Origin of the sequence: Pseudomonas sp. LAMO17WK12:I1 (genome assembly GCF_900177315.1) — a bacterium.
GTDB classification, from domain to species: Bacteria; Pseudomonadota; Gammaproteobacteria; order Pseudomonadales; family Pseudomonadaceae; genus Aquipseudomonas; species Aquipseudomonas marginalis.
The window spans coordinates 33036-59703 of the sequence record NZ_FWZV01000018.1 but is presented as its reverse complement, the minus strand read 5'-3'; the positions used below and the strand labels follow the sequence as shown (position 1 = coordinate 59703).

The window sequence follows — 26668 nt, the reverse complement described above, 5'->3', positions numbered from 1 at the left end:
GGGTTACAGCGGACGACCGATACCGTTGCAGACGTTGGTGTTGCCGATGCTCAGGGCGTTGCTCGCGGTCAGGAAGCTGGCGCGAATGATGGCTTTCCAGTTAGGCGGAAGCGGAACAAAGGCGTTGGCGGCGATAACGGTGTCATTGTTGGCGGTGACACGAACGCCGTAATGTCTGGTGAGAAAGTCACGTACCTGGCTGGTCTGAACTGGATCAGCGTAGCACTGGCTGAAAATCAGGTTGGTGAAGCCCAGGATCGGGTAGCCCGAGGTTGGGTAAGGCTGTACACCGTCGGTGTTGTTCGGACCAAAGACTGGAGCCCAGGCGTCCGGATTAGGACGATTAGCTGGAGCAGGGATCGGTATCGCGTAAAGGGCAGCGGAGACGTTGCTCGGGGTAGGCGATACGCCTTGAATGTTGTAGGCGATATTCTTGCCTACGCGAGCAACTTTGGTAGCGTCATCCAAGCCTTCCAACGTGTTGGCTGCGAAGGCAGGGCTCATGTAGGTGATCGTGCCATCGCGGGCGGCCAGGGCTGCCATTACACCTTGGCTGCCTGTGGCGGCAACGGCGCCGGCAGCCAAGCCACCGGTGAAGCTGGTGGCGAAGGTGGTGGTGACTTTGAAGAGGCCTCCTTCATTGCACTTGGCATTGAGGAAACGGGTGAATAACTCGGTAGTGCCACTGCTTTCGCCAGGGTAAATCACGTTGATCACACCCGCACGACCGGAACCGGATATATCGCGCCAGTCAACGATACGGCCCGAGAACACCCCGCACAGCTCATTGACGCTTAAGTCAACGGCGGCGGTGCCACTTTTGTTGAAGGGAATGGCAACCGAAGTCCCCATCGAAGGCACCTGAATCAGCTTGCCCCAGGTCGGTTGCTTGGTCGAAGCGTAGGTCGCCAACTCCAGCGCCGTCAGCCTGGAATCGCTGGCAGCCCAGTGCACATTCTTGTTAGTCACGCCAGATACGAACTTGGTGTAATCGTTGTTCAGAAACGCCGCCTTACCGTTACCACTGCCTACACCGATATAAGGCGCGAAACCAGCTGTCAATACGCCTGCGGTCTGATACAGCGGTGATGGCAAGGTTGCACCACCCCCATTGATATCTGCCAGCGCCGACTGAGCGCACAGCGCGCCGCACACAAAAGACGCAATCCATCCATAAACGTTTTGCATTGAAGTAGTCCTTTCCTAATCAAGCTGAGCCAGATTCGAGCAAGAGGTGGGCACTGAGCATCAGTCGTCAATGAAAAAATCAGCAACGGCACAGGCCGTTGCTGATCAGGTGGTGCAGGTCGTTGAAAGCGAGGGTTACAGCGGACGACCGATACCGTTGCAGACGTTGGTGTTGCCGATGCTCAGGGCGTTGCTCGCGGTCAGGAAGCTGGCGCGAACGGTGGCTTTCCAAGCGGTTGGCAGCGGAACGAAAGCGTTGGCGGTGATGGCTGCATCGTTGTTGTTGGAGGCGCCGTAGTGCTTGGTGAAGAAATCACGCACTTGGCTGGTCTGGGTCGCGTCGGCGTAGCACTGGCTGAAGATCAGGTTGGTAAAGCCCAGGATCGGGTAGCCCGAGGTTGGGTAAGGCTGTACACCGGCGGTGTTATCCGGACCGAAGACTGGAACCCAGGCGTCCGGGTTGGAACGATCAGCGGCAGCCGGTACCGGTACTGCGCCGATGGCGGCAGACACGTTGGCGGCGGCTGGCGAAACGCCTTGGGTGTTGGTGGCGACGTTTTTGCCCACGCGAGCCACTTTGGTGGCGTCGTCCAGGCCGGCCAATGTCGGGGCGGCGAAGTCAGGGCTCATGTAGGTGATGCGGCCATCGCCGGCGGCCAGGGCAGTCATTACACCTTGGCTGCCAGTAGCAGCAACGGCGCCGGCAGGCAAGCCGCCGGAGAAGCTGGTGCCGAAGGTGGTGGTGACGGCGAAGTTGCCTGTTTCTGCGTTGCACTTGGCATTGAGGAAACGGGTGAACAGCTCAGTGGTACCACTGCTTTCGCTGCGATAAACCACAACGATCGGACCGGTACGGCCAGAACCGGAAATCCCGTCCCAGGTATTGATACGGCCCGAGAACACGCCGCACAACTCTTGAACGCTCAGGTCTACAGCGGCGGAACCGCTTTTATTGAAAGGAATGGCAACCGAAGTCCCCACCGATGGCACCTGAATCAACTTGCCCCAGGTCGGTTGCTTGGCAGAGGCGTAGGTCGACAACTCAGTGGCGCTCAGCTTGGAGTCGCTGCCGGCCCAGTGCACGTTCTTGTTCGTCACGCCCGCCTGGAACTTGGTGTAGTCGTTGTTCAGGAAGGCTGCCTTGCCGTTGCCGCTGCCGACACCGATGTACTGGGCGAAACCGGCCGTCAGCACGCCGGAGGTCTGGTACAGCGCTTGTGGCAGGGTGGCACCACCGCCGTTGATGTCAGCCATTGCAGCCTGTGCCGAGCACAGTGCAGCGAGGGTCATGGATACCGCGAGAACGTTGCGCTTAAACATGAAGAATCTCCTTTCGTCGTGTTTGTACGTTGGGGTAGATGGCTCTTGCATGACGCCATGGCTTCGGTCCCAGGCCGGGTCTCGGGGGTGGCGAGGGGTGAGGCCATGGGTAGGAAATTTCGCAGTTTCCGATGACAGCAAAAGGAAAAAACCTCGGGAGGAAGGGCTTGATTTTTAAAAAGATTCTCGGGTGTTTTGGTCATGATTGTGAGCGGTTTGGCGGCAGGTGACAGCGAGGTTTCAGCGGGGGTTTCGCCAAGGCGGCGCGGGCTGTGGCGCGGGGCCTGGATGTGACGGAATGAGGAACCCGAGGTTGGGAGCCGGCGATATCGGCCTGCCCCAAAATCAACTGAACAGACAGGGTTCAATGTGGGAGGGGGCTTGCCCCCGATTGCGGTATGTCAGCAATAACTGAGGTGACTGACCCACCGCTATCGGGAGCAAGTCGAATCGTCGCACCGCCCCTCCCACATTTTTTAACCGCATGCATTCAGGTAACGAGTTGGTTGATCTCGATGATCGGCAACAGCACCGCCATCACGATCACCAGCACCACCGCGCCCATCACCACGATCATCAGTGGCTCCAGCAACGCGGTCATGCCCATGGCCCGCCGTTCGATATCTCGCGACAAGGTCTGCGCCGCCCGCTCCAGCATCGGTGGCAGCGAGCCGGTTTTTTCGCCGCTGGCGATCAGGTGGATCAGCACCGGCGGGAAGACTTTTTCCACCGCCAGTGCCGGGGCCAGGTTGACGCCCTCACGCACCTTGGCCGTGGCATCGTTGACGCACTGGCTCAGGCGCTCGTTGGACAGGGTTTGCCGCGCCGCTTCCAGGGCTCGCAGCAACGGCACGCCGGCACCGCCGAGGATCGCCAGGGTCGAGGCAAAGCGCGCGGTGTTCAGGCCCAGCACAAAACGCCCGATCAGCGGCAGGCGTAGCACGCGGCTGTGCCAGTTCAAGCGCGCCACCGGGTTGCGCAGGTACAGGCGCCAGCCCCAGAACCCACCGACAATCCCGCCGAAACACAGCCAGCCCCAGGCGCGGATAAAGTCGCTGGCGTTGAGCATCGCCAATGTCAGCCCGGGCAAGTCCTGGCGCGCCTGGGAAAACGCGCTGACCACCTGGGGCACCACGTAGCTGAGCAAAAAAATCACGATACCGATGGACACCAGCCCGACCACACCGGGGTAGATAAACGCGGTGAGGATCTTGCCGCGCAGGTTGTTGCGTTCCTCGATGTAGTCGGCCAGGCGTTCCATCACCTGGGCCAGGTCACCGGACTCCTCCCCCGCCGCGATCAGTGCGCGGTAGATCGACGGAAAGTCCCGTGGTCGCGCGGCCAACGCATCCGCCAACCGCATGCCGCCGCGTACATCGGCACGCACGGCGGCCAGGGTCTGGGCGATGTGTTTTTTCTCCGCCTGTTCCACCGTGGCGCTTAATGCCGCCTCCAGGGGCAGGCTGGCGCCGAGCAGGCTCGCCAGTTGCCGCGTGGCCCAGGCCAGGTCGTTATCCGACAGCTTGGCGCTGAACAGGCTGCTGCCGGCGGCGCTTTGCTGGCCGCCCTCGACCTGCACCAGCAGCGCGGTCAGGCCACGGCTGCGCAGCACGGCAAACGCCCCGCTCTGGCTGTCGGCCTCCAGGTGCCCGGCCTCGACTTTGCCGCTGGCATCGGCGGCTTCATAGCGGTAGCGATTCATCAGGCGTCCCGGGTCACGCGCAGGATTTCTTCCGGTGCGGTGGCGCCGCTGCGCACCCAGCGCTCGCCGTCTTCACGCATGCTGAACATCCCCGCACGGCGTGCCGCCACGCGCAGATCCTGCTCGCCGGCGCCCTGGTGGATCAGGCTGCGCACCTCGTCGTCGACGCAAAACAATTCATGGATACCGGTACGTCCGCTGTAGCCGATCTGGTTGCACTGCGCGCAGCCCACCGGGCGCCAGGTGCCGGGCGCGGCCGGGTCTTCCTGCTTGCAATGCGGGCACAGGCGGCGGACCAGGCGTTGCGCCAAGACCCCCAGCAGTGACGAGGCCAGCAGGAACGGCTCGACGCCCATGTCGATCAGGCGGTTGACCGCCGACACCGCATCGTTGGTGTGCAATGTAGCGAGTACCAAATGTCCGGTGAGCGAGGCCTGCACCGCGATTTGGGCGGTCTCCAAATCGCGGATTTCACCGATCATGATGATGTCCGGGTCCTGACGCAGGATCGCTCGCAGCGCCAGGCCGAAGGTCATGTCGATCTTGGCGTTGACCTGGATCTGGCTGATGCCCGGCAGGTCGTATTCCACCGGGTCCTCCACGGTGAGGATATTGCTGGTGCTCGCATCCAGCCGCGCCAGCGCGGCGTACAGGCTGGTGGTCTTGCCGCTGCCCGTAGGCCCGGTGACCAGCACGATGCCATGGGGCTGGCGGATCAAGGTGTCGAGGCGCGCCAGCAGCTGCGGCTCCATGCCCAGGGTCTCCAGTTGCAGCCGCCCGGCCTGCTTGTCGAGCAAGCGCATCACCACCCGTTCGCCATGCCCGGTGGGCACGGTCGACACACGAATATCAATCGGCCGACCCGCCACGCGCAAGGCGATACGACCGTCCTGGGGCAGGCGTTTTTCGGCGATGTCGAGCTGGGCCATGATCTTGATCCGCGACACCAGTGCGCCATGCAGCGCCTTGCGCGGCGACACCACATCCCGCAACGTGCCGTCGACGCGGTAGCGCACCACGGAGTGGGTTTCATAGGGCTCGATATGGATATCACTGGCCTCGTCCCGCGCCGCCTGGGTGAGCAAGGCGTTGATCATGCGGATCACCGGCGCGCCGTCCTGGGTGTCGAGCAGATCGGTGATCTCGGGCATGTCCTGCATCAGGCGGTCGAGGTCGACCTCGTTCTCTGCCGCGCCCACCACGGCGGCGGCGCTGCCCGTATCGGCATAAGCACTGGCGAGGAGGCCGTCGAGTTCGTCGTCGCGTACCTGCTCGAGGTGGGCCTGGCCGAACTGGCGCCGTACTTCGCTGATCGACCAGCCGGGGGTTGAGGGGCAGACGGTGAGCAGCATGCCGTCGGCGCCGGGACGCAGGAGGATGCGTTGGGATTTGGCCCAGGCGTAAGGGAGAAGGCTCACAAGACATCTTCCTGACCGAGCGCGGTCCAAATGTGGGAGGGGGCTTGCCCCCGATAGCGGTGGGTCAGGTTGTACATCTGTGGCTGACACACCCTCATCGGGGGCAAGTCGAATCGTCGCACCGCCCCTCCCACATTTGGTCCTGCGTACAGCAGGCTCATGGTCGTGCACCTACAGGCACCGCGCGAATCACCGCCCTCGGCCCCTGCTGCTGCCCGCCCGGAATCGCCTTCTCCACCGCCGGCAATTGCGGCGCCTGCACATCCGGCATCGCCCAGCTGTGCTCCGGTTGCAACCCACCCTGGGCACGACGCATGAATTCATAGCGGTTCAAGGTAATGCTGCGCCCCGCGCCACTGTCGCGAATAATGTAAGGCCGCAAAAACACCATCAGGTTGGTCTTGCTCACACTGCGCTTCTCGTTGCGAAACAACGCCCCCAACCCCGGAATATCCGAGAGCCACGGCACCGCGTCATTGCTCTGGCTGTAGCCGTCCTGCAACAGCCCGCCCAGCACCATGATCTGCCCATCGTCCAACAGGATGCTGGTATCGATCGCGCGCTTGTTGGTCACCGTGCCCGCCGACACCGATGCCCGTGTGTCCACGGTGCTGACCTCCTGGTAGATATCCAGCTTCACCGTGCCGCCCTCGGAGATCTGCGGGCGTACATTCAGCTTGAGCCCCACCTCTTCGCGCTGCACGGTCTGGAACGGGTTATTGCTGGTACCGCCGCCACCGGTCACATAACTGCCGGTGACGAATGGAATGGTCTGCCCGACGAAAATGCTCGCCGCTTCGTTGTCCAGGGTCAGCAGGTTCGGCGTGGACAGCACGTTGGTGCCGCCCTTGCTCTTCAAGGCACGGGCCAGGACCTTGAGGTCGAGCACCTTGCCGATCCCCGGAATATCCACGGTGCCGTTGACCACGCCGATATTCAGGCCCTTGGGCAGTACGTCGATGCTGGTGGGGCTGGCGGGCGTGCCCACGACACCGCTGCCACCCAGGTTAACGCCACCGAAGCCACCTTTGCCCGCCAGGTTGCCGGCCTGCCATTGCACACCGAACTCGGTGGCATCGTCCTCGCCCACTTCCACGATCAGGCTTTCGATCACCACCTGGGCGCGGCGCTGGTCGAGCATGTCGATCACTTCCCGCAGGTTGCGGTACAACGGGTCCGGCGCGGAGATCAGCAGGGTGTTGGTGGTGGCGTCGGCCTGGATGGTCACCCCGCCGGCGCTGAACGCGGTGTCCTGCTCGTTGGCGGTATTGCCGCTGCTGGTGCTGGTGCTGGAACCGGTGGCTTGCCCGTAGCCCGACTGCACGCCACTGCCGGTGGGCGTGCCGCTGCTGTTCTGGGCATTACTCGTGCCCTGGCTGCTATTGCCATTGCCGCCCATGGCGCTGAGCTTGCCACGCCCATCGTCGCTCACCCCGGAATCGCTCTCGCCGGTGAGCAGCCCGCGTAGCGACTGGGCCAGCTTGGCGGCCTGGGCGTTGCGCAGGTACACCACGTGCATATTGCTGGGGTTGCTCTGGGCATTGTCGAGCTTGTAGATGAGGTTGCGCGCCAGCTCCGTACGCTCGGGGCTGCCGGAACGGATGATGATCGAATTGGAGCGCGGGTCGCCGACCACATTGATCTTCTGGGTCTGGTCGGCGCCCTGGGTTTCCAGCAGCTCGGAAACCATGGCGGCGATGTCCACGGCAATGCCGTTCTGAATCTGCACCACATCGGTGTCGATGGCGCTGGGGGTGTCGATGCCGCTGATGATCTGGGCGACCCGAGCGAGGTTTTCCGCATAGTCGGTGATGACGATGCTGTTGTTGCCGGGGTAGGCGTTGATCGGGTTGTTCGGCGACACGATGGGGCGCAGCACCGGGATCAGGTTCACCGCATTTTCGTATTGCAGGCGGAAGGTGCGCGTCTGCATGCCACTGCTGCCGGCACTGTAGATCGGCCCGCCGAGCAACTTGGCATCGGCCTCCGGCACCACCTGGGCCACGCCGCCCACATCCACCACGCTGAAGCCCTGCATGCGCAGCGCCGCCAGCAGCATGTCGTAGGCCTGATGGGCCGGCACCTGGCCTTCGCTGACCAGGGTGAGCTTGCCTTTTACCCGCGGGTCCACCAGGAACTGCTGGCCGGTGGCACGGGACAGCGCGCGCACCACCGCCTGGATATCGGCATCGACGAAGTTGAGCTGCACCGGCTGGTCACCCAGCGGGTTGCGCGCCTTGACCGGCGCCGGGGCCTGGCCACGGACGCTGTTGGTCACCGGGTGCTGGACCCGCGGTTTCGGCGCTTCGTCGCGCTGGCGATCCAGCAGGGTATCGCCGCTGCGACGGGTATCGGCCAGGGGTTGGCCAAGCTCACTGTCCACCAATAACGGCGTGGTTGACGGGCTGCTGCACGCACTCAAGGCCAGCAACAGCAACGGCGCGGCCTTGCGAAAAGGGAGGACTGACCACTTCATGAAGCTTCCTTAGCGCCAGGCGCCTGATCCATGCGAACGGTCCCGGACACAGTGCCGGCCGAGTTATCGACGGCATCCGCAGCACGTTGCAAACGCGCCTCGGACACCTCCAGGGAAAATGAACGGGGATTGCCCAGCAGCCAGCCCACCACGGCGTCGGCCGGGGCGTTGTCGAAGGTCAGGCGCCAACCGCCGGCCTCCAGCGCCTGCACCTGGTAATGCCCTTGCAGGCCGGCACTGTCCAGGGCCTGGCGCAACGCGGCTTCGTCGGCCTGGCGCGGCGCGGCGACGTCCTGCAACAGCCCCTGCAAGGCTTCGGCCTGGGCGCGCAGCCTGGGGGTTTCGGCCTGCCAGTAGTCGATCTTTTTCAACGCCGGCTGCACCAGCACCAGCCAGGTCAGCAGGCTTGCCAACACCAGCCCGGCGCCGATCAGCAGGCGTTTCTCGCGCAGGGCCAGGCCGCTCCAGAACACCTGGGCCTGAGTGCGCAGGCGCAGCCACCTATTCATCGCCGGCCTCCGTTTTTTCCGTGGCCGGCGCCGGGCCGATGCTCCAGCCCTGCTCATCGCGCGTGGCGGCAAAACCGGCCTGGGCCAACGCGGCCTGCCACTCGCCCTCGGCCGCCGGGTTGCGGCTGTCGGCGAGTAACGCCAGGTGCAAGGTGCCCTGTTCAAAATTGAGGTTGTCGACGCTGCCCACCATAAAGGGCAGGTTGCTGCCTGCCAGTTGCAGCAGGCTGCTGAAGCGTTGGCCCGAATCGGCAGCCGCGCCGCTCTGACGTGCGGCCAACTGTTGACGGGCCTGCTGCAAGGGGTTGAGCACCACGGGTAATTCAGGAAACGCCTGGCGCACCTGTTGGTTCATCAACGCCTTGAGCCGTTGGCCTTCGTCGACCTGGCGCGCGGCATACAGGTTGAGGCCGACGGTCCAGATGGCAGCGGCCAGCGCCACACAGGCCAGCGCCCTGCCCCATCCGGCGCCGGAGGCTTGACCGAGGCGAGCGTGCAAGCCCCAGCCAGGCACCGCGCCGCTCCAACGCTGCGCCTCCGCCACCAGCGGCACGTCGAGCGCCTGCAACCCCAGCGGGTGCACAGCGCCCTGCTGCAGGCTGTCGCGGGTCAACAGATAGCCGTCGTCCAACGCCGCCGCCCCCACCGGCAAGGCATAGGGCGCCGGGTACAGGCCGCGCAGCTTGAGCTGCACCTGGGTCAAGACCTGGCCCAGCCGTTCCAGCCCGGCCTTGGGCACCCAGCCCACCTGCACGCGCCCATCGCTTTCGCGCGGGCCGTGGGCCACGTGCATCTGTTCCACCGGCCCGAGGATCAGCGCCTGGGCCGCACAGGCCACCGCCGCCTGGTTCTTTGCTGCGGGCAATGGCGGCAGCTCCAGGCTGGTGAGCAGGCTGTCACGCGGGTGCAGAAAGCAGTCCACCGCCTGCCGGCGCTTGCCCAGTTGCGCCAGGCTTTCCTGCCCCTCGGCCACCACCACGCCACGCTCGAGCCAGGCAAACTTCACCTGGCTTTCAGCACAGACCTGATCCAGCGGCGGCAAGGCAATGCGCAGGCGTTTCATACGCCCACCCGCGACCAGATCACCCTGGGCTCACGGTCTTCGGGGCGGTGCAGCAACGCGTCGATCGTCACCCGCCGGCGCTCGCGGCGCGCCTGGCCCTGCAGGCGAAACCACTCGCTGGTGATGCCCACTTGCACCGCTTCCAACTCCACCTGGGGCAAGTGCAGACGGTTGACGAAATCCCCACGGTTGATAAACCAATGCCCGTTGTCGCGCTCGGCCACCAGCCCGTGGGCCTGGGACAGGCTGAGCTGCGGCACCACCGCGCTGAGCACTTCGGCGCTGGCGGTGTTGCCGTTGACCCAGGTATTACCGGGCAGCACGCTGACGTACGCCTGCAGGCGCTGCAACACCTCCGGGGTCAGGCCTTCGAGGCCACTGAGGTCGTCGAGGCTGCGCAGCATCGGGTATTTGGCGGGCTGCCCGTTCTGTTCGTAGGAGGCAATCACCCGCTGGCTGATGCGCCGGCTCACGGCCGGGGCCACGCCCAGGGTGCGGCACAGGCGCTCGAAGCTCTGCAATTGCTCGGCGTCGGGCTGTTGGCGGTTAACCAGGTTGCGCAGGTTGAACTTGCCCTGTTCATCGTCGATCCGCCCCTCGAACACGCCGGCCTGGGCCCGCGCCCAGGGCTGGTCAAGGCGGGTCAGCACGTCCTTCTGGCGCGCCTCCCAGAGCATCTGCCGGCTGCGTTCAAGGCCACCGAGCAACAGCCATTGGCCCTGCACGCGCGACTGTTCGGCTTCCAGGCTGCGGGTGAATACGGTCTGGCGCGTGAGCATGCCGCCGGCGATCACCGCCACCACCGCCGCGATCAGCAAGGCACTGATAATCGCCATGCCGCGCTGCTTCGCCGCTGGGGGCGAATACCCTTTCATGGCGCGCCTTACAACTGCCAGGAGCCGATATCGGCATTGACGCCATCGCCATCCGGTTGGCCATCGGCGCCCAGGGAGAACACATCGACCTCACCGTTGGCGCCCGGATTGAGGTAGTGGTAAGGGTGGCCCCAGGGGTCGTTGGGCAAACGATCGAGGTAGGCGCGCCAGTTATTGTTCTTGGCATCCGCCGGGCGCTCCACCAGCACTTTCAGGCCCTGGTTCATGCTCGGGTAGGTGCCGTGATCGAGGCGATACAGCTTCAACGCCTGCATCAACCCGCCGATGTCCTGTTTCGCGGCGGTGGCCCGCGCCTGGTCCGGGCGATCGAGGACCTTGGGCACCACCATCGCCGCGAGGATCCCGAGGATGACCACCACCACCATGATCTCGATCAAGGTGAAGCCACGCTGGCCGCGAGGGCCTGGCAATGGGGATGTTAGGCGCGCGATATCCATCTCGACATTCCTTGGCTTGGGTACATTTCGTGGCGCAGTGTTGCAAGAACACATGTCAGTCGTATTGAAAATCCTCGGGAGTTTCGGTCGCCAATCGGTCAACTGCCGGCGCTAGTCTGCGGGCCTGTTTCCCGGCTTTGAGAACGCCATGTACGGCCGTCGCAAGGAGCAAGGTTTTACCCTGATCGAGGTGCTGGTGGCGCTGGCGATTATCGCTGTGGCGATGGCCGCCGCCATCCGCGTGGCCGGGTTGATGACCCAGGGCAACGGCCTGCTGCGGGACAAATCCATGGGGTTGCTGGCGGCGCAGAGTCGCCTGGCGGAGTTGCGCCTGGAGGGGCATTTGCGCGACGGCACAAAGACCTTCAGCTGTGACCAGGGGCGCTTGAAACTGCGGTGCGAGCAGACCATCAGTCGCGATGGCCGCCTGTTTCAAGTCAACGTGCAGGTGCTCGACGCCAGCCGCGAGGCGCCGCCGCTGGCCCGCGTGGAGACACAGGTCAGGGCCGAGTGAGCCGCGGCAAGGCCGGCCCATCGGGCAACTTGTCGAGGTTGACGCGCAGCTTCTCGCCGCCGCGCTCGATCTCGACCCCGTCGCCTTCGATGGCCGTGAGCCGCACGCCCGGGCTGAGGCGCTCGCCCAGCAGGAAACTGCGCGGCGGGCCGTCGTTGAGACTGAGGATCGCCACCGCACCTCGCGCCCCGGCCAGCACCCCAGAGACCTTGACCTGCAACGCCGCCGGCGCATTGGAAAACCATTGCAGCGCCGGGTTATCGCTGCGCGCCGCCAGCACCTGGGGCGCGGCCTGGGGCGTATGGGACTCGGCGGACGTCAGCAGCAGCGGCGTCCAGACCGCCACACCGGCCAATGCCGCCAGCAACGCCACGATCTGCACACCGTGGGCCGGTGAGAAACGCAGGGTGAATGCCATGGGAAGGACCTCCTGTTTGTCCATGGCACCAGCCTACAGGCCAATTCGCACGTTTTTATTTCACAAGCTCACCAGCTTTCGAGGGGCCTACCGATGAAACAGCAAGGCTTCACCCTGATCGAGTTGATGGTGGTGCTGGTGATCATCGGCATCGCCAGCGCCGCCATCAGCCTGACCATCAAGCCCGACCCGCTGCACCTGCTGCGCAAGGACGCCGAGCGCCTGAGCCAACTGCTGCAAGTGGCCCAGGCCGAAGCCCGCGCGGACGGCCGCCCGATCACCTGGCGCGCCGACGCCAAGGGCTTTCGCTTCAACCGCCGTACCGACGATGGCAGCGGCGTCGAAGCGTTCCAGGGCGACACCCAACTGCGCCCGCGCCTGTGGGAAAGCACACCGATGCACATCAATATCGAACCCCGGCAAACCCTGGTGCTCGACGCCGAATGGATCAACCCACCCGTGCGCATAGTACTGTCCGACGGCCAACACAGCCTCAGCCTGCAACGCGACACCGCCGGCTTGATGCGCGTGGTGAGCCAGCCATGAAGCGCTCCGAACAAGGCTTCACCCTGATCGAAGTGATGGTCGCGATCATGCTTATGGCCGTGGTCAGCGTAATCGCCTGGCGCGGCCTGGACAGCGTCACCCGCGCCGACCAGCACCTGCAGGCAAGCAGCGAACAGACCGAAGTGCTGCTGCGCACCCTCAACCAACTGCAGCGCGACATCAGCCTGCGCGCCAGCGTCGAACTGAACGCCCCGGAGCCCTCAAAGAACAGTGCAGAAAAGCTCGATGGACTGGCGGCGATCACCGTGCGCAGTTCCGACAGCAAAGGCTTTCGGCTGGACATCATTCGCAGCGCACCCGTCGCCGGCGATGGCCTGCAACGGGTGCGCTGGTGGCTCAAGGGCGACAGTTTGTATCGCGCTGCCGCACCCGCGCGGGATCGCTATCCGCTGCCGGCGGCGAAAGATGGGGTGGTGGTGTTGAGCGGGGTCCGTGACCTGCAGGTGCGGGTGTGGGAGGCGGATAAGGGCTGGCGGCAGTTGAGCGGGAATCGGCGTGAGGATCCATTGGGGCTGGAGATCAGTTTGGTGCGGGAGACGCCGCAGGGGGTGGAGAAGTATCGGCAGGTGGTGGGGCCACTGAGATAGCCGTCCCCCACTCGCGCTTCTCATGCTAGTTGTCGAGCGCAAGCCATTGCAGAGCAGTCGGTTCACTAACTGACCATCCTGAAGAACGACATAGTTATATCTTCCTGCGCCTTGAGTCAACTTTGTCTCTGAGATTAGCGTTGGAACACCTGTTGGGTGATCTGGAGATCACTCGGTCAGACCCCGTTTACCCCCCACTTAACTGCAGAAAGTGTGCAGGTAGGGTGCAAAAACACCGGCGCAAGGTCGGTGTCAATGGAGCAAGTTTAAGAGAACTCTATTTTGCACTCTGAAAGAGGAATGGAGCGACCATCGGTAATAACAAATTGATTACCTTCGATTCGAGCCAGCAGCAACCCGAGGCCTTCGGCACCGGCTTTAATATCCTTTCTCCAGCCGTCAATATCACCGTGATATATGACAGCGTGAAACAGACGGGCCATCTATACGTCTCGAAGAGCCCCCTCGTAACTTTGTACCTTATCAATTGCGCACTTCCCAGTCACGACAACAGGACTGGTTGTCTCTAGAGCCGTTACTGCGCCTTTTGCACCATCAACTATCTTGCGTCAATATCCTTACAAAACTCTCAAATGCCTGAGAAACAGATTCTTCCTCTTCTGGAGAAAGCAACACATTCATAACCTGCTCATCAAGAGCACAGTCATATATATCAATACCCACCCAACCTTTAGACCAAAATTCGACAGTTCCTAGCTTGTTAAAACCTTCCAGCTCTATCCTTTCAAGGTCACCAAAATCCCCATCAGCAAATAATGAGCACTCTAGAGAAAACCCCTTCAAAAGTGGTTTTACGCTTTCATTAAACCAGGAGCCATCATAAGACTTCTCACTTCTTATCTAGATTTTCAATGTTCTTGACCGTCGGAAGATGCTCGCCGCCCTGTTTATTAAGCAAGAACTGCTGAGACTTACCTTCATCAGGGCCAATCATTTTAAACCAGCCATCTTTCCCGCCCTGAAGCAAGCTGTTAGCTGGAAAATCAAACTCAACATAGACAGAGCCTCTGGGTGCAGCTTCTTTAAAGTCGGAGATGCCATTAGTCGAAATAAAGGTTTGTACTCCAGCGCCTTGCACCACTTTATTTGTATTTTGCATCTGCACCCGCTCATCAGGAGACATCCACCTTCCTACACGAGTCGTGCTGACATCGTTGATTACCTTGGTTTCGCCAAGTTTTAACGGAGAACTGACTGTCGCTTTTGCACCGAAAAACCAATCTTATTTCTTTGACTTACTGATTACATAGTGATCAAGATATTCTTTCAGCGGCTTGGCGGTCCCTAAAATATGAAGCTCTCCAGTTTCCTTATCAATCAGGAATGGTCCGTTTCCAGCCAGTTGAGCCGACAGACTCCCTGTCTCCAAATACTCTTTAGATTGATAGCAAAAAAACCATCCCTCAGAGAACTCGCCCTCATGTGTTAGCTGCAAAGCAATCTCAGAGTCTTTCAAATATTCCTGAGCTCTTTCCAAAGCGTATTCGTAGGTAATCATTAGTTAGCTCTCAGTAGCTGCAATGTCTTAAAATCACTCATATTTGCCGGCTTTCCAGTCTGCCCATCGAGATAGCGAATAGCCCCATTCTGATCAACCACGTTGAATACATGGCTTGGCTGACCTGGACCATAGGAGTCAAACACAATCCCACGTGCGCCGTCCCCGCCACCAATCATGTGCTGGGTGATGGTTTCGGGTGAAGACACACCGCTAAACTTAGCTCCATATTGCTTCTCCAGCACGGTCAACGGAACACCCTTGGTGGAATTTATCGGCAATGCAGATGCTGGATTACCTGCCAGTGTAGCATCAGTAGCAATTGAACAATTAACGCAGTTATGAGTTCGCCCAGCGCCTGGATAACCTGGATTGACATTCCTTATTGAACCGGCAGTTTCGTCCGCAACCCCTGCCGCTTTTTCACCATTAAATCATGTTGAGTTCTCGTAGTTTTTTCTCGTTCACAAACTCCAACTCTCCACTACCCACCTTAGAACTATCTGAGTAAGTGGAATGACCACAGACGTTACACTGGAAAGCAAGCAACCCGTTATATCTACCGATAAAAATTCGCATCCCGTCGGATAGACACCTAGGGCATTTCCTATCGACCTCAACAGTTATCAACTGTTCCAGGTGTCACGTAGAAATCTCGCAATAGCCTCTGTCTCATTAGCTTGACACCCAAAAATTACCTTCTTCAAATGAGCTATATCGCTAAGTAGAAATGATGAAAATTCAACCGGCATTAAATTCTCATCAATGTGCGAAAACTCATCAAACCTATAGGTCGAAAACGGCTCAACCGTGAAGCATTTGTAGTCCCCCCTAATCCACGAAAGAACCACCACAAAAACCTCCCTTAAAGATGAATTCTCATCCAGCAGCGTCATAGCCAATCGAAGTTCACGCCATACATACACTGGGAGAGATGGCATTAGTTCGCTGCCTTAGCTGGGAAAGCTGTTATCAAACTGCCTGCCTTATCGGTAAAATTTGCTGCGCAATATTTTTCAGATGTCGTTATAGGACGTTTTTACCAAATTATTTTCCCAGTGAAAGGCTCGAGTCGAAATTACTTTCGACGCCCACACTAAATAGATACTCCCTTGACCTTGCGAAATCATTCTTTGCGACGGTAAACGGCCCTATCAACCCCAGACATATTAGGTAGACTTTCACTCCCAACGAAAATTTCCGACCTGCACTTCAGACTCACCCCTTGATATGCAGTGTATTGACACATGAGATCCTCTATCTCAGAAATATCATCCGCAATATGCTTTTCAAGATAAAACTTAATCAGCCAAACACCACTTTCACGGGATAAAACCACCATCCGGAAATTTGGAGTTATCCCACCCAACAATGCTTGACTAAGCATTAACACCTGAAAATTCCAGCATTCTAATTTAGCACTATCATTCATTTATTATTCCAATTATTAGTGAGAACAAATACTCGAGATTTTTGTACTTCTCAAGTCATACTAGAATACTGCCGGGCTATTTTCGTGAAAATTGGTCACTCAGGGCCAGCCCCGCGACAAACAACAAATCATGGCTTTGCAATTCACTTCAAAAACTAGTCACCGACAGAATAAATATCAAAAGAACATTCTAAATCCAAATCCGCCAAAGCCCTCATTTACTCCGGTCAGAGGACGGGACTACTATGGTCCAGCGAGAAAAACCAGACACACCTTAATGTAACCTTAACGCCATTCCACTGCTGAATCAGTCTTAACTATTCTCGATGGGTAGTGATTTTTTACCAACCAATCAACATGCTCCCTAATATCTTTTGAAAGAAAATATCCCTCAGTAGATAGAAACCAACCTGATTCTTTCACTCTCCTTGTTACTCCACGACTATTAGCAACACTACTCCCCGCAACATCAATTGGAGTCAGCACAACCGTCATAAGACGAGTGATTTCTTCCAGACTCATACCCCCAGGACATATCATTAATTTTACATAGCATTCGGCACACGCCTTAAACTCTGGCGAAACAAGAGTTATCCTAAACTCTTTATCCATGGTAATTAACGTCTTAGGACCACTTGGGATCAGGCCTCGTCTACCTTTAATGAACGCAATCTTTTTCGAGGAGTATATTAATTTTTCGCCACCTCCTAGAAGTCGACTCCATGCAAACTTTAGAAGAACTGTTCCATCCATGGCTTTTTGACCAACTAATATTTCACAATTACATCTACAGCTTCTCCCTTAATAGCTACTCGCCCCCAGTCACCGGTTAGCTCATAGCCACCATTACAACCAACGAAGCTCCGACAGGGTGTAAGAAACATCTCCCGAGTCGCGCCAAACTCCATTCGCAAAGCTTATCGGCCGCTGCGGATAACAAACCAACAACCCTTCGACGAACTGACGAAACGACAAGTCAAGTCGCGTTATCCAACGCATATTGTCGATTTCCAACAATCGCCAGCTGTCTCCACTGTCGAAACCGAAAGCAGTCCCGGTGCTATCCCAGCCGAACAGCCACACCTCGCCCTTAGCACCCGATTCATAGGGTCCGTCTTTATAAAACCCATCATCACCAAAGTAGTCTGCCGCAGGACACAATATGGGTTGAATAGTCAAAAGCGACAGCGCGCAGTCGTCCTCCTTTATCTCACCATGCCCCCGCTCCTGCATAAAAGTAAAGTAATCATCGGGAGCTGCTGGCCACTGCTGTCGCATCCCACTCACGTCACCAGAAGAAACAGGGGTCAGACGCTCTAATAGCACGCATGCGAGTGCATTGAAGGCTTCTAATTTTTCGTACATGGTCATGGTCGCCTCGGAGGGTTCTGCGGAAATGCTGTAGTTGTTGGACTTGCTGGGGCATGAACGCCACCTTGGTGAGCACTTCCACCCGGCACCGGATGCAAATTCCACCATTGGTTAGGTCCACCATACTGCTGTGGTATCACATGGTGCGCTTGGAAATCCACACCACTCTCCGTCTTCGGCCATATCAAGCCAGTATTCAACTCCCACTCACGCTTGAGATTATTTCGCTGGCTATTGTATTCACGCTGTAAGGCTTGATAGTCGCTTCTGGGCGCGACATAAGTGTGATCCACCTGACGCAACTCATCTGCAAGTTGCGTGCGCTGATTAGAGGGCATCGGCACACCTGAATAGTACTCGACGTCCCGGACCACCGCGCGAGCGTCACTCGAGATGCTCGTCCATCCTGATGTGGATGTTGCTGTAAAACTCGCATCATCAGCCGCTGGTGTACCGTTATCGACTAATTTCGTTTCACCAGACGGCAAGCCGCTCGCAGTTCCTTTTGCCCCCGCCGCCACAGCCCGCCTATAAGCCACCACCCCCGCCGCAGTCCCCACCCCAACCGCCAGCGCGATCTTCAAATTGTCCGCAATGTCCTGCGCCTGAGCGTCGCTCAGTTCCCATTTCGCCTTGAGCGAATCGACCATCGCACCCACCGAGTGCTCGGTCGTGGCGGTCGCTAACATTTCCTGGAATTCGTAGTTGCCGTTGATGAGGTTCTGTACTGCTGCCCGGGCCTCAGGCGAGGCGTCGTCAGCGATATCGCGGATGGCGTTGAGGTTCGCCTGGGTGTTGGCGACTTCCATGGAGCGTGCGGCGCAAGAGTCGGGGTCGGCCTGGCAGCTGACTATCGCGTCAATGTCCTGCTGCAGGCTCAGTTCTATGAATTTGCGCGTCGCGTCTTCGATGCAGGAGGCGTCGGTGCATCGCGTTATCTGCTTGGCGGCTCGCTCCAGTTGGTTGTGTGACAGGTAGTTGTATTGCGTGGCGTTCTTCGCCACCCAACTGCCGGTCTCCAGCTTGGCTGCGTCCGTATCGCTCTGCGCCGCAGCCGCGAGCACGCCGACGATCTGCGAGCTCATGGTGAGCAGGTTGTCGTTGCCCTTGACCAAGTCATCCAGGTGGCCAACCAGCGCTTCGCTCGCCGCCGCAGCCAATGCGCCGGTTTTGAAGTCGCCGCCGGTGGCTTCTGCCAGCAACCCACCGACCATGGCGTGAATCACCACCTTCGGGGCCGAGCCGTCCGCCAGGAGGTTTTTCGTGTAATCCCCGACCAGGTTGAAGCTGGCGGCCGCCAAGGTGTTGAACAAGGCATTTTTCAGCGCGTCACTGACACTGCCGCCCTGCCCCAGGGCTTTGTTCAGCAACACAGAGGTGCCGTTCTGCAGCGCCTGGTTGGCTGCGAACTGGCCGACACCGCTCCAGGTGCCCAGCGAGCCGGATGTAACAATTTTGCCTATGTCGGTCTGGGTGTGGGTGCCGGTCCATCGATCGAAATGGCCCACCGTCAGCCCCGCAGTGATCGCCGAAATCCCATAGCCCTTGATGGCATCGGACGCCGTCACATCCTTGAGAACCGCACCGAGATTGCCCCGGTTATTGACCACGCTGACGCCGGCATTGGTCGACGCGCCGGTGGCTACTGCACCGACCATGGCGCCGCCGACGCCGCCCCCCGCGGCTGCCGCTGCCATGGGTCCGATGACTGCCGACATCACAATGGCAATGATCATTTGCGAGGCGGGGCCCAGCCCGGAGTGGCTGTACTTGAAGCTGTCGTGGACTTCCCTGACCTGACGCCAGTCCACGTCCCCGCGTTGCTCTGCGTCCTTGAGCCAAGCCAATTGCGGGTCGGCCTTGACCATCGCATCGATGGACTGGGTGACGCTCTGCTGGTTGACCTGCTTGATGTCGATCTTCAAACCGTCGACGGCTTTGATCGCAATGGCGCCCCCGGCAACCAGCTGACTCTGGCGCAGCGTTTCGTCAGTGCTGCCCTTGCCCTTGGATGACACCCAGAATGCGTTGTTGTTGGTCTTCTCGTGGCTCTCCTGATGCAGGTCCTTCACCGCTTCGAAGGTCACCGCTCCACCACTGGTGATGGCGATGTCCGCAGCGCTTTCCAGCCTGGCCCCTTGATAAAGCTGGTCACCGCCGCTGATCAGGTTGAGGTTGCCGCCAGTGGTGACCTGGCTGCCCACCGCGCGCAGGTCGGTGACTTCGTCGCGTTGGGTCTTGAGTGCGCCGAAGCTGCCTTTTTTCTTGTAGTCATACAGGCTGTAGTCGCTGTCATTGGCACTCAGCAGCTGCAACTGCCCACCGGCCACCAGATACGCATCCTTGCCGCTGCGAACCTGGCTGGCGTGCAGCACGATGTCTTGCCCCGCACTGGCGGTAAGGGTGCCGCCGGCAGTGAGCTGGCTGCCCACGTGGCGGACCTGGGTGGTTTGCTCATGGACCCTGGCGCCGTCGCGTTTGCTGTTGACCTCATGATCGGTCTCGTTGGCGGCGGCCAATAGGTGGAGGTTGCCACCGGCGGCGACGGTCAGGTCTTTGCCGGCGTTGGCCTGGCTGGCCAATAGCGTGATGTCGCGCCCGGCGTGCAGGCTCAGGTTACCGGCGGCGTTGAGGTTGGCGCCGAGCTGTTCAGTGCGGCTGTGTTGGGTGACGCGGTGGCCGCCGTTTTCCGTGGTGCGGACCTGTTGGGTGTCGGTGACGGCGATGAGGTTGATGTCGCGCCCCGCACTCAGGCTGGCATCGCCAGCGCTGTTGATATCACCACGGTTGGTGATGTCACGACCGGCATTAAGCGTGAGTTGCTGTCCGGCACTGATCCGGCTGGCGGTGTCGAGATGGGTGACGAGGGTGCCGTCGCCCTGATGCCTGGCGTGGGCGGTGCGTTCGTTGATGATGTCGCCGCTCACGCTGGTGAGATCGATGTGACTGCCACGGATCTCACCGGCCATCGCATTGCGGATACTGTCGCTGGCCAGCAGGCTGATGCGGTCAACGGCGCTGATCGTGCCGCCATTGAGCAGGCTGCCATCGCTGATAGCGGTCAGATCCTGCGAGGCTTTCAAGGTGCCCACGCTGACGATATCGCCACCGCTGACCAGGTTGACATCCCGGCCTTGCACCAGGCTGCCGCCCCGCAGGTTATGGGCATCGACCGTTGCCAGGTACAGCACCGGCACCAGCACGTCTTCGCCCTGCACCTGGCGTTTTTCCATCCACACGATGTCGTGGGTCAGGGCCGCCACCTGCTGCGCGGTGAGGCCGACGCCGACACTCAGTTGCAGGCTGTCGCGGGCGCTGAGGCCGTTGTCCATCAGGTAGCGGAACTGTTCCTCGTCGCTCTCCAGCCCGGCGAGAAAGCGTTGCCCGGTCTTCGCCAGCACGGCGTCACGGATCAGGCGGCTTTCGTAGTAGCCATCGCCCAGGCGTCGCCAGGCTTCGTCGTTGTTGTAGCCGATCTTGTCGAGCAGGTACTGGGAACTGAGAAAGCTGGCAAGGTGGGTGAAGAGTGGATTGGTTTCAATCAGGTAGGGGCTGCCCGGATTCCTGCTGGGGATAAACAGCCCGTATTCACCGCTGGGCAGTTGGAATTCCGGCGGTTGGGTCAGGTCTTCGCTGAGGCGATCAGGGCTCAGTTCGAGGTCGTTGGGGTTGTGGCCTGTTTCGCCCGTCAGTTGCGCCAGGGTGTTTTCACGCAGGGTGCCGTTTTGCAGGTACTCGCTGGCCTGCAGGTTGAGGCTGCCGCCGGCTTGCAGGGTAGCGGCATAGACTGCGCGACCATCCTCGCGCCAGGTCGTGAGTGTGCCGGGGTTGCTGAAGCCCTCCCCTGTCGAGCGCGCCTTGAGTTCGGCAAAGCGCACCGGGTCGAACGGGGCGTTGTTGAAGGCCGGCAGGTCGTGGAACTCCATCTGGTCCCACAGGGCTTTGTCGATGCGCCCGGGGGTGCCGATGATGGTGCTGGAAGTACCGGTCTGGGAGGCCGCGCCCTGGTTGATAAGACGGTGGGCGGCGAGGTGCATGTCGCCATTGGCGGCGAGCAGGCTGTAGCGGTTTTCCAGGGTATGCGCGTCGATACTCAGGTGTTTGCCGGCCACCAGTCGCGCGGCCTGGGTGGAGTTGGGCGCGGCGGTTTCGCGCCAGGTTTCGCTGATATAGATGGTGCCGCGCTTGAAGCTGTCGTCGCCGTCGCAGTGCTGGCCGCAGACCCACTGGATGCTGCCGCCGACCAGTTCGCGTTCGAGGGCAAGGTGGGTGCGGGCGTTTTCGAACTCGCGGGCGTTGATGTGCAGGTTGCCTTCGGTTTCCACGCTGCCGGAGAGGTTACTGAAGCGCGTGCCGCTGAAACTGAAATCACCGACGCTGTAGAGATCACCTTCGAGGTTGCTGAAATGCTCGCCGCGCACGTGCAGGTCGCCGCCGCTGAACAGCAGGCCGGTGTTGGTGACGTTGGCAGTGAGCAGGAAATGGCCCTGGCTGCCGACGCTCCCATGGTTATTCAACTGAGCGGCATTGATCTGCAGATGCCGCGCTGCACTGAGCACGCCGAGGTTGTGCAGTACATCGCGCACGCGCAGTTGGATGTCTTGACCGCTGAGGATCTGGCCGTGGTCTTGGGTGAGGTTTGATGCGCTGATGACGGCATCGCCTTTGGCGGCGATGAGGCCGGTGTTCTTCAGATCGCCATCGATCTGCAGTTGCAGATGGTGGTCGCCGAGCAGTTCGCCAGCGTTGGTGAACGTGCCGGCCGCAATACTCAGCTCACTGCCCGCCCCCACGATCTTGCCGCTGTTCTCGACAGTGTCGGCGACCAGGCTCAGATCGCCTTCGGCATGAATCGTCCCGGCGTGGTTGACGGCCTGATGGGCGACAATGTCCAGTTCGCGGACGGTGACGACCTGGCCGTTGTTTCTCAGGGTCTGGCGAGCTTCGATTTTCGCGCTGCCGGCGGCGATCCGGCCGTTGTTATCGAGGCTGCCGCTGGTGATTTCCAGGTGGCCACTGGCGTTGAGTTCACCCTGGTTATCCAGGCGCTGGGCCTGGATGGCCAGCTGTTTGCCCGCGATACGCCGATCTTCCAGGATGCCGCTGACAACCTTGCCCTGGTTGCTGACCGAGGTGCCTTCAACGCTCACATTCCCAGCACTGGCCAGGGTTTGCCGCACTACCAGGTCACCCTGGGCCTGCAGGTCGACATCCCCCATCGCAAAGGTCGGGCCCTGCAAGTCAATCGACTCGGCCTTGGCAGTGAGTGCGCCGACGCTGGTGGTGTGGGACAGGCTCAGGCCGCCATTGGCGTTGATCACAATGTCGCCGGCGGTGCTGGCCATATCGCCCGCCAGCCTTACGCCTACGCCCTGTTCAGTGCCCACCAGGCGAATCGTCCCGGCGTACATCCCGCCGAGTGCGCTGGCGTCGATGGCCAGTTGCGGTTTGTCCCGGCCATCCTCGGCATGGGCGTGGGCCTGCAAACTGTCGGCGCTGACATCGTTACGGCCGGTGATGACGGTGAGGTGGTCGGCATGCAACTGCGCATTCAGCTTGGCGGTACGGGTAATCAGGTCGAACTGGCTGACATTGCGTGCATTGAGCCCGGCGCCCTCCACTGCAATATCGCCGCCCTCTACGCGAAAGTGATCCAGCCGCCCGCCCTCGATCACTGGCTTGCCGGTGGTCAATGTCGCGCGAGGCGTATTGATAAACCCGCAGCCATTGCAGGTGATGCCATGGGGATTGGCGACGATCACCCGCGCGGCCTGCCCGGCCACCTCGGTGTAGCCCCCCAAGTGGCTGCGGTTGCCACCGGTGACTTCGTTGAGGATCACGCTGGCGGGTCGCCCTTGCAGGCCTGGGTTGCCGAGGATCACCCCCCCCCCCCAGCTGGGTGTGTTGCGTGGCCTGGGTGGCGTTGTTGAGGATCAGCCCCTGGCTGCCGACGTTGTAGTCGGTGAACAGGTTATGGGACAGCCCGCTGCCATTGGGCCCGGCGATATTCACCACCGGCACGCCATTGGGTGCATGGCCGACGCTGGTGCCAGGGCTGGCCGGGTCCACGCTCAGCTCTGCGGCGGCGGCAACAATGGGGTTGAGAAAGATGATTCCCGCCAGGCTCAGGGCCAGGCACTGGTTAAACGGGCTGCGCACGTCCATAGGCAAGGTTCCTTGTTGTTATTAGAAAAACAGCTCGATTCGGGCGTAGATCGGGTGTTCGCGGCGCTCAACGACGGCCGGGCGCTCCAGGGAACGGGCGAGCGCCAGCGACGCCGCAAGGTGAGTGCCGCGTGCGCTGAACTCCCAGGCATGGCCGGTAAGGCGCCCGGCCACCTCAGGGTTATGCGGGCCGCGGCTGATCACACCGACGTCGTAGCCAAAGCCCACGCCCACTTCGTGCACCCAGGGGCGCAGCGCATCCCAGGCAACCGGTTGGCGCCAGCGCACCTGGCTGCGCCAGTAGCCGCCGCTGTTGCCCGACAGGTTCTGTTGCTGAAACCCGCGCACGGCACCAAGGCCGCCGACGCTCAGGCGTTGTGGTCCGTAGAGTTCGTCTTCGGCGTGTTGGCCGGTAGCAAGGCTGTCGACACTCCAGTACTGGCCCAGCCAGCGAAAGGACTGCAAATAGCTGAGGGTCAGGGTGTATTTCTGATAGCGCGAGGTAGGCGCGCCGCGCTGCCTGGAGAGATCGCGCTGGGCGTCCAGGGCACCGATGCCCTGTTGCCAACCGGCATCGAGATTGAGTAAGGCATTGCCGATTCGGCGGCCATGGTTGAAGCCCAGTTGACGCTCAGTGATGCGATGGCTGGAGGTGCGCAGCAACGCGTCTTCCAGGTAGTTGCGGGTGCGCAGGTGGCTCAGGCCCAGGTTAAATGCCGTCTTGCCCAGGTTATCGCGGTGCAGCACGCGTTCGGCGCGCAACTGCTGGCTGGAGGTTTCACCTGACAGCGCAAAGGCAAACCCGGAGAGGTCGTTACGCGTGCGGTAGTAGCTTTGGCCGTGGCTGAAATTGAAGGTCCACCAACCATACGGCAGGCTGTAGAACAGGTTCTGGCTGTGGGAATGGCGCCAGCGGTCGCTGACGGTGTCGCGGTTGGCCCGCAGGTTCAACTGATCCGCCAGGCCCAGGGGGCTGTCCCAGTCCAGGCCGATACCGGCCTGCTGGCGACCGGTGCTGGTATCGCCATGGTTGTTACGGTTGGCCGAGACGCGCCAGGGTTTGAAGCGCTCGCCTTTAAGCGTCACGCGACTGCCGCCCACCGCCTGCCCCGGCAGGACCTCAAGCTGCGGCTGGCGCGAGGGCAAGCGCGACAGCTGATCCACCCATTGCTCCAGCTCACGCAGGTCGAGCACCTCACTCACGGTGCCGGGGAAGGTCATGGCGGACTCCAGCGGGCTGGCCAGCGATGAGCTGTCGAGTCCTTCAAGGCGTCCTTCCACCACAATGATGGTCAGCTCGCCATTTTTCAGGTCCTGCTGCGGCAGGTAGGCGCGGGTGGTGACATAGCCGCGATGCAGGTAATGATCAGTGAGGCTTTTGAGCACTGCGTTGAGTTGAGGCCCCCCCAGGCACCGCCCCTGCCAGGGTTCCAGCAGCGCCTGCCGCTGGGCCTCGGACAGCAACGCAGCGCCTTCGACATTGATGCGCGTGAGGGTGATGCACTGGCCGTCGTCCAGCGGCGCGGGGGCGGTTGGTGCAGCGATCTGGCCCGGCAGGTGTTGCAGGTCTTCAAGGCGGCGACGCTGTTCTTCCAACACTTTCTGCTGACGCTCACGGGCCAGTTCACGGTCGCCGGGCGACACGGTGGACGCGGCATAAAGCGGACCTGAAAGCAGCGCCATCCCCAGCAGCGCAGGTCGGAAAACAGCTGGCATCCCTTCACCCTCACACAGGTACTCAAATGGAAAGAGCACCCATGCTGCCGAGGCTGAAACGCTTAAGGAAAAGAGGAAAAGTTACAAAAAGTTCGGCGTTTTTGACGTCGTCGCCCTGCCTGTCACACAGCCGTTCGAGGACTGTCAGAGGCTTCCGAACAATGTAAGTCGAAGGAAGAAATCGGATAGGCAGTGAGACTTGAAGAGCGTGTTTCCTGGTTTTTTCATACGTTAAAAATCTCTTCCCCTACAAACAAAAGAGAAAATTCAGAGAAGATAAGAAAGGAGGTCTGTCAGAGGGGAAAGACCGGTCGCTCAGCCCATGAGCACACAGGCATACCTGAAAGCGACAGGCGTAGAACAACGGGTGATCGCGGCTCTTTTACAGCGTAAAAATCGGAGTTACCCGACGAGCGGCAGGCCTCAACTCAACAACACCACCCCACCCGGCAACTCCGTACACTTGGCCCCATACGCATCCCGAATCAACAGCGCCACCCCTGCCAACTGCTGCAGGCTGAACCGCGCCTGGACGCGCCGTTGGCCGAGTTGCTTGTTGAGCAGCACCAGCATCCCCGGGCGGTAGCGGTTGATTTCGTCCACCACCGTGGCCAGGGTGGCGTTGTTGAAGACCAGCACCTGTTCGCGCCAGGCCACGACCGCCTGGGTGTCCACCACCACCGGTTCGCCCAGGCCGGCCGCGTCGTAGCTCAGTTGCCGGCCGCTTTCCAGGCGCACGCTGCGCCCAGCCACGGCCACCGACAGCCAGCCCTCGATACAGGTCACGCACACCGTGCGGTCGGTGTTGCGCAGATTGAAACGTGCCTGCGCCGCGCTCACCCAGCCTTCGCCCGCCAGCACCTTGAGCGGTTGTGCGGAATGGGCGATCACCTCAACTTCGCCTTCGAGCAATTCAAGCCCCTGGCCCACGCGGCTGACGCGCGTCTGGGTGTTGAGTTCCAGGCTGACGCCGTCGCTTAACAGCACTTGGCGCTGTTCGCCGACTTCGGTGCGATAGTCCGCCGTGAGGCCGGCAAAACCACCGGGGGAGCCGACCTGCACCATGAGCATGGCGGCCGATGCGGCAATCGCGCCGCCCAGGAACGCCCGGCGCCCAAAGCTGCGCGGCTGCGAGACTTGCTCAAGCGCCGGGGCCAGTTGCTGCCACATCGCCTTGGCCTGCTCGAACGCCTGGGCATGCTCGGGGCTTTGCGCACACCAGGCCTTGAGCGCCTTGGCATCGGCCACGGTGGCGCGGCCCGAGGTCAGCAGGACCAGCCAGTCGCGGGCTTCGTCGTGCAGGGGGCTGGCGGCGGATTGCCGAGTGGCACTGAGGCTAAAAATGTTCAAGCGCGCAAATACTCACGGTT

The 26668-nt window shown here is 60.8% G+C and carries 24 protein-coding genes; 3 read left to right on the top strand and 21 right to left on the bottom strand.

From position 1 onward, the window contains the following. Nucleotides 1-3 precede the first annotated feature (3 nt). The 9 genes from B9N88_RS28360 to gspG form a co-directional block, all read right to left on the bottom strand. Nucleotides 4-1188 (bottom strand): substrate-binding domain-containing protein, encoded by a 1185-nt coding sequence (locus B9N88_RS28360; RefSeq protein ID WP_051429399.1) that lies wholly within the window; start codon nt 1186-1188, stop codon nt 4-6. Nucleotides 1189-1323: 135 nt separating this feature from the next. Then, a complete protein-coding gene (locus B9N88_RS28355; protein WP_027607538.1) occupies nt 1324-2508 on the bottom strand; it encodes a substrate-binding domain-containing protein in 1185 nt (394 codons plus the stop codon). A gap of 490 nt (nt 2509-2998) precedes the next feature. Then, nucleotides 2999-4210 (bottom strand): type II secretion system inner membrane protein GspF, encoded by a 1212-nt coding sequence (gene gspF / locus B9N88_RS28350; protein WP_027607539.1) that lies wholly within the window; start codon nt 4208-4210, stop codon nt 2999-3001. Then, a complete protein-coding gene (gspE, locus tag B9N88_RS28345; RefSeq protein ID WP_027607540.1) occupies nt 4210-5628 on the bottom strand; it encodes a type II secretion system ATPase GspE in 1419 nt (472 codons plus the stop codon). The genes gspF and gspE overlap by 1 nt, the downstream gene beginning before the upstream one ends. Before the next feature lie 157 nt (nt 5629-5785). Then, nucleotides 5786-8104: a type II secretion system secretin GspD gene (gspD, locus tag B9N88_RS28340; RefSeq protein WP_027607541.1), complete on the bottom strand. Its 2319-nt coding sequence runs from the start codon at nt 8102-8104 to the stop codon at nt 5786-5788. Further along, nucleotides 8101-8613 carry a type II secretion system protein GspM gene (gspM, locus tag B9N88_RS28335; protein ID WP_027607542.1) on the bottom strand — a complete coding sequence of 171 codons (513 nt, stop codon included), beginning with the start codon at nt 8611-8613 and terminating at the stop codon, nt 8101-8103. Before gspM ends, gspD begins: the two co-directional genes overlap by 4 nt. Continuing rightward, nucleotides 8606-9676, bottom strand: coding sequence for a type II secretion system protein GspL (gene gspL / locus B9N88_RS28330; protein ID WP_027607543.1), 1071 nt, complete (start codon nt 9674-9676; stop codon nt 8606-8608). Before gspL ends, gspM begins: the two co-directional genes overlap by 8 nt. Beyond that, nucleotides 9673-10551 (bottom strand): type II secretion system minor pseudopilin GspK, encoded by an 879-nt coding sequence (gene gspK, locus B9N88_RS28325; RefSeq protein WP_027607544.1) that lies wholly within the window; start codon nt 10549-10551, stop codon nt 9673-9675. The genes gspL and gspK overlap by 4 nt, the downstream gene beginning before the upstream one ends. 8 nt (nt 10552-10559) lie before the next feature. Next, entirely contained in the window at nt 10560-11009 is a 450-nt protein-coding gene (gene gspG / locus B9N88_RS28320) for a type II secretion system major pseudopilin GspG (protein ID WP_027607545.1), read from the bottom strand. A 148-nt stretch (nt 11010-11157) separates the two neighbouring features. Here gspG and gspI point away from each other — a divergent pair, with 148 nt between their 5' ends. Further along, nucleotides 11158-11523 (top strand): type II secretion system minor pseudopilin GspI, encoded by a 366-nt coding sequence (gene gspI, locus B9N88_RS28315; RefSeq protein WP_027607546.1) that lies wholly within the window; start codon nt 11158-11160, stop codon nt 11521-11523. Here gspI and B9N88_RS28310 read toward each other — a convergent pair. After that, entirely contained in the window at nt 11510-11941 is a 432-nt protein-coding gene (locus tag B9N88_RS28310) for a type II secretion system protein N (protein WP_027607547.1), read from the bottom strand. The two genes, gspI and B9N88_RS28310, sit on opposite strands and share 14 nt — an antisense overlap. Nucleotides 11942-12034: 93 nt before the next feature. Between B9N88_RS28310 and gspH the strand changes: the two genes are divergently transcribed. Together gspH and B9N88_RS28300 are read left to right on the top strand one after the other, a co-directional pair. Continuing rightward, a complete protein-coding gene (gene gspH, locus B9N88_RS28305) occupies nt 12035-12487 on the top strand; it encodes a type II secretion system minor pseudopilin GspH (RefSeq protein ID WP_027607548.1) in 453 nt (150 codons plus the stop codon). Next, nucleotides 12484-13095, top strand: a complete 612-nt coding sequence (locus B9N88_RS28300) for a type II secretion system protein GspJ (protein WP_027607549.1) — start codon at nt 12484-12486, stop codon at nt 13093-13095. Before gspH ends, B9N88_RS28300 begins: the two co-directional genes overlap by 4 nt. 266 nt (nt 13096-13361) lie before the next feature. Here the strand turns inward: B9N88_RS28300 and B9N88_RS32605 are convergent, their stop codons facing one another. The 11 genes from B9N88_RS32605 to B9N88_RS28250 all read right to left on the bottom strand — a co-directional run bounded on the left by B9N88_RS32605 (nt 13362) and on the right by B9N88_RS28250 (nt 26648). Next, the gene (locus B9N88_RS32605) at nt 13362-13538 is read right to left on the bottom strand and encodes a hypothetical protein (protein ID WP_155954384.1); all 177 of its coding nucleotides are present in this window, start codon (nt 13536-13538) and stop codon (nt 13362-13364) included. A gap of 112 nt (nt 13539-13650) precedes the next feature. Continuing rightward, nucleotides 13651-13899 carry a hypothetical protein gene (locus tag B9N88_RS28295; protein ID WP_218188758.1) on the bottom strand — a complete coding sequence of 83 codons (249 nt, stop codon included), beginning with the start codon at nt 13897-13899 and terminating at the stop codon, nt 13651-13653. Nucleotides 13900-13945: 46 nt separating this feature from the next. Beyond that, on the bottom strand, nt 13946-14239 hold the full coding sequence (locus B9N88_RS28290; RefSeq protein ID WP_027607550.1) for a TreTu family toxin: 294 nt from the start codon (nt 14237-14239) through the stop codon (nt 13946-13948). A gap of 99 nt (nt 14240-14338) precedes the next feature. Continuing rightward, a complete protein-coding gene (locus B9N88_RS28285; RefSeq protein ID WP_027607551.1) occupies nt 14339-14614 on the bottom strand; it encodes a YrhB domain-containing protein in 276 nt (91 codons plus the stop codon). Further along, entirely contained in the window at nt 14614-15000 is a 387-nt protein-coding gene (locus tag B9N88_RS28280; protein WP_081744484.1) for a toxin glutamine deamidase domain-containing protein, read from the bottom strand. The genes B9N88_RS28285 and B9N88_RS28280 overlap by 1 nt, the downstream gene beginning before the upstream one ends. Nucleotides 15001-15740: 740 nt before the next feature. Next, nucleotides 15741-16046 carry a hypothetical protein gene (locus B9N88_RS28270; RefSeq protein WP_081744485.1) on the bottom strand — a complete coding sequence of 102 codons (306 nt, stop codon included), beginning with the start codon at nt 16044-16046 and terminating at the stop codon, nt 15741-15743. A 285-nt stretch (nt 16047-16331) separates the two neighbouring features. Beyond that, nucleotides 16332-16658 carry a hypothetical protein gene (locus tag B9N88_RS32510; RefSeq protein WP_143491277.1) on the bottom strand — a complete coding sequence of 109 codons (327 nt, stop codon included), beginning with the start codon at nt 16656-16658 and terminating at the stop codon, nt 16332-16334. Nucleotides 16659-16892: 234 nt separating this feature from the next. Beyond that, entirely contained in the window at nt 16893-17417 is a 525-nt protein-coding gene (locus tag B9N88_RS28265) for a hypothetical protein (protein ID WP_027607552.1), read from the bottom strand. After that, the gene (locus tag B9N88_RS28260; protein WP_043293769.1) at nt 17414-23299 is read right to left on the bottom strand and encodes a two-partner secretion domain-containing protein; all 5886 of its coding nucleotides are present in this window, start codon (nt 23297-23299) and stop codon (nt 17414-17416) included. Before B9N88_RS28260 ends, B9N88_RS28265 begins: the two co-directional genes overlap by 4 nt. Nucleotides 23300-23603: 304 nt before the next feature. Next, nucleotides 23604-25298 carry a ShlB/FhaC/HecB family hemolysin secretion/activation protein gene (locus tag B9N88_RS28255; protein ID WP_027607553.1) on the bottom strand — a complete coding sequence of 565 codons (1695 nt, stop codon included), beginning with the start codon at nt 25296-25298 and terminating at the stop codon, nt 23604-23606. A gap of 423 nt (nt 25299-25721) precedes the next feature. After that, complete coding sequence (locus B9N88_RS28250; RefSeq protein ID WP_027607554.1) at nt 25722-26648, bottom strand: FecR family protein; 927 nt, start codon at nt 26646-26648, stop codon at nt 25722-25724. Between the last annotated feature and the right edge of the window lie 20 nt (nt 26649-26668).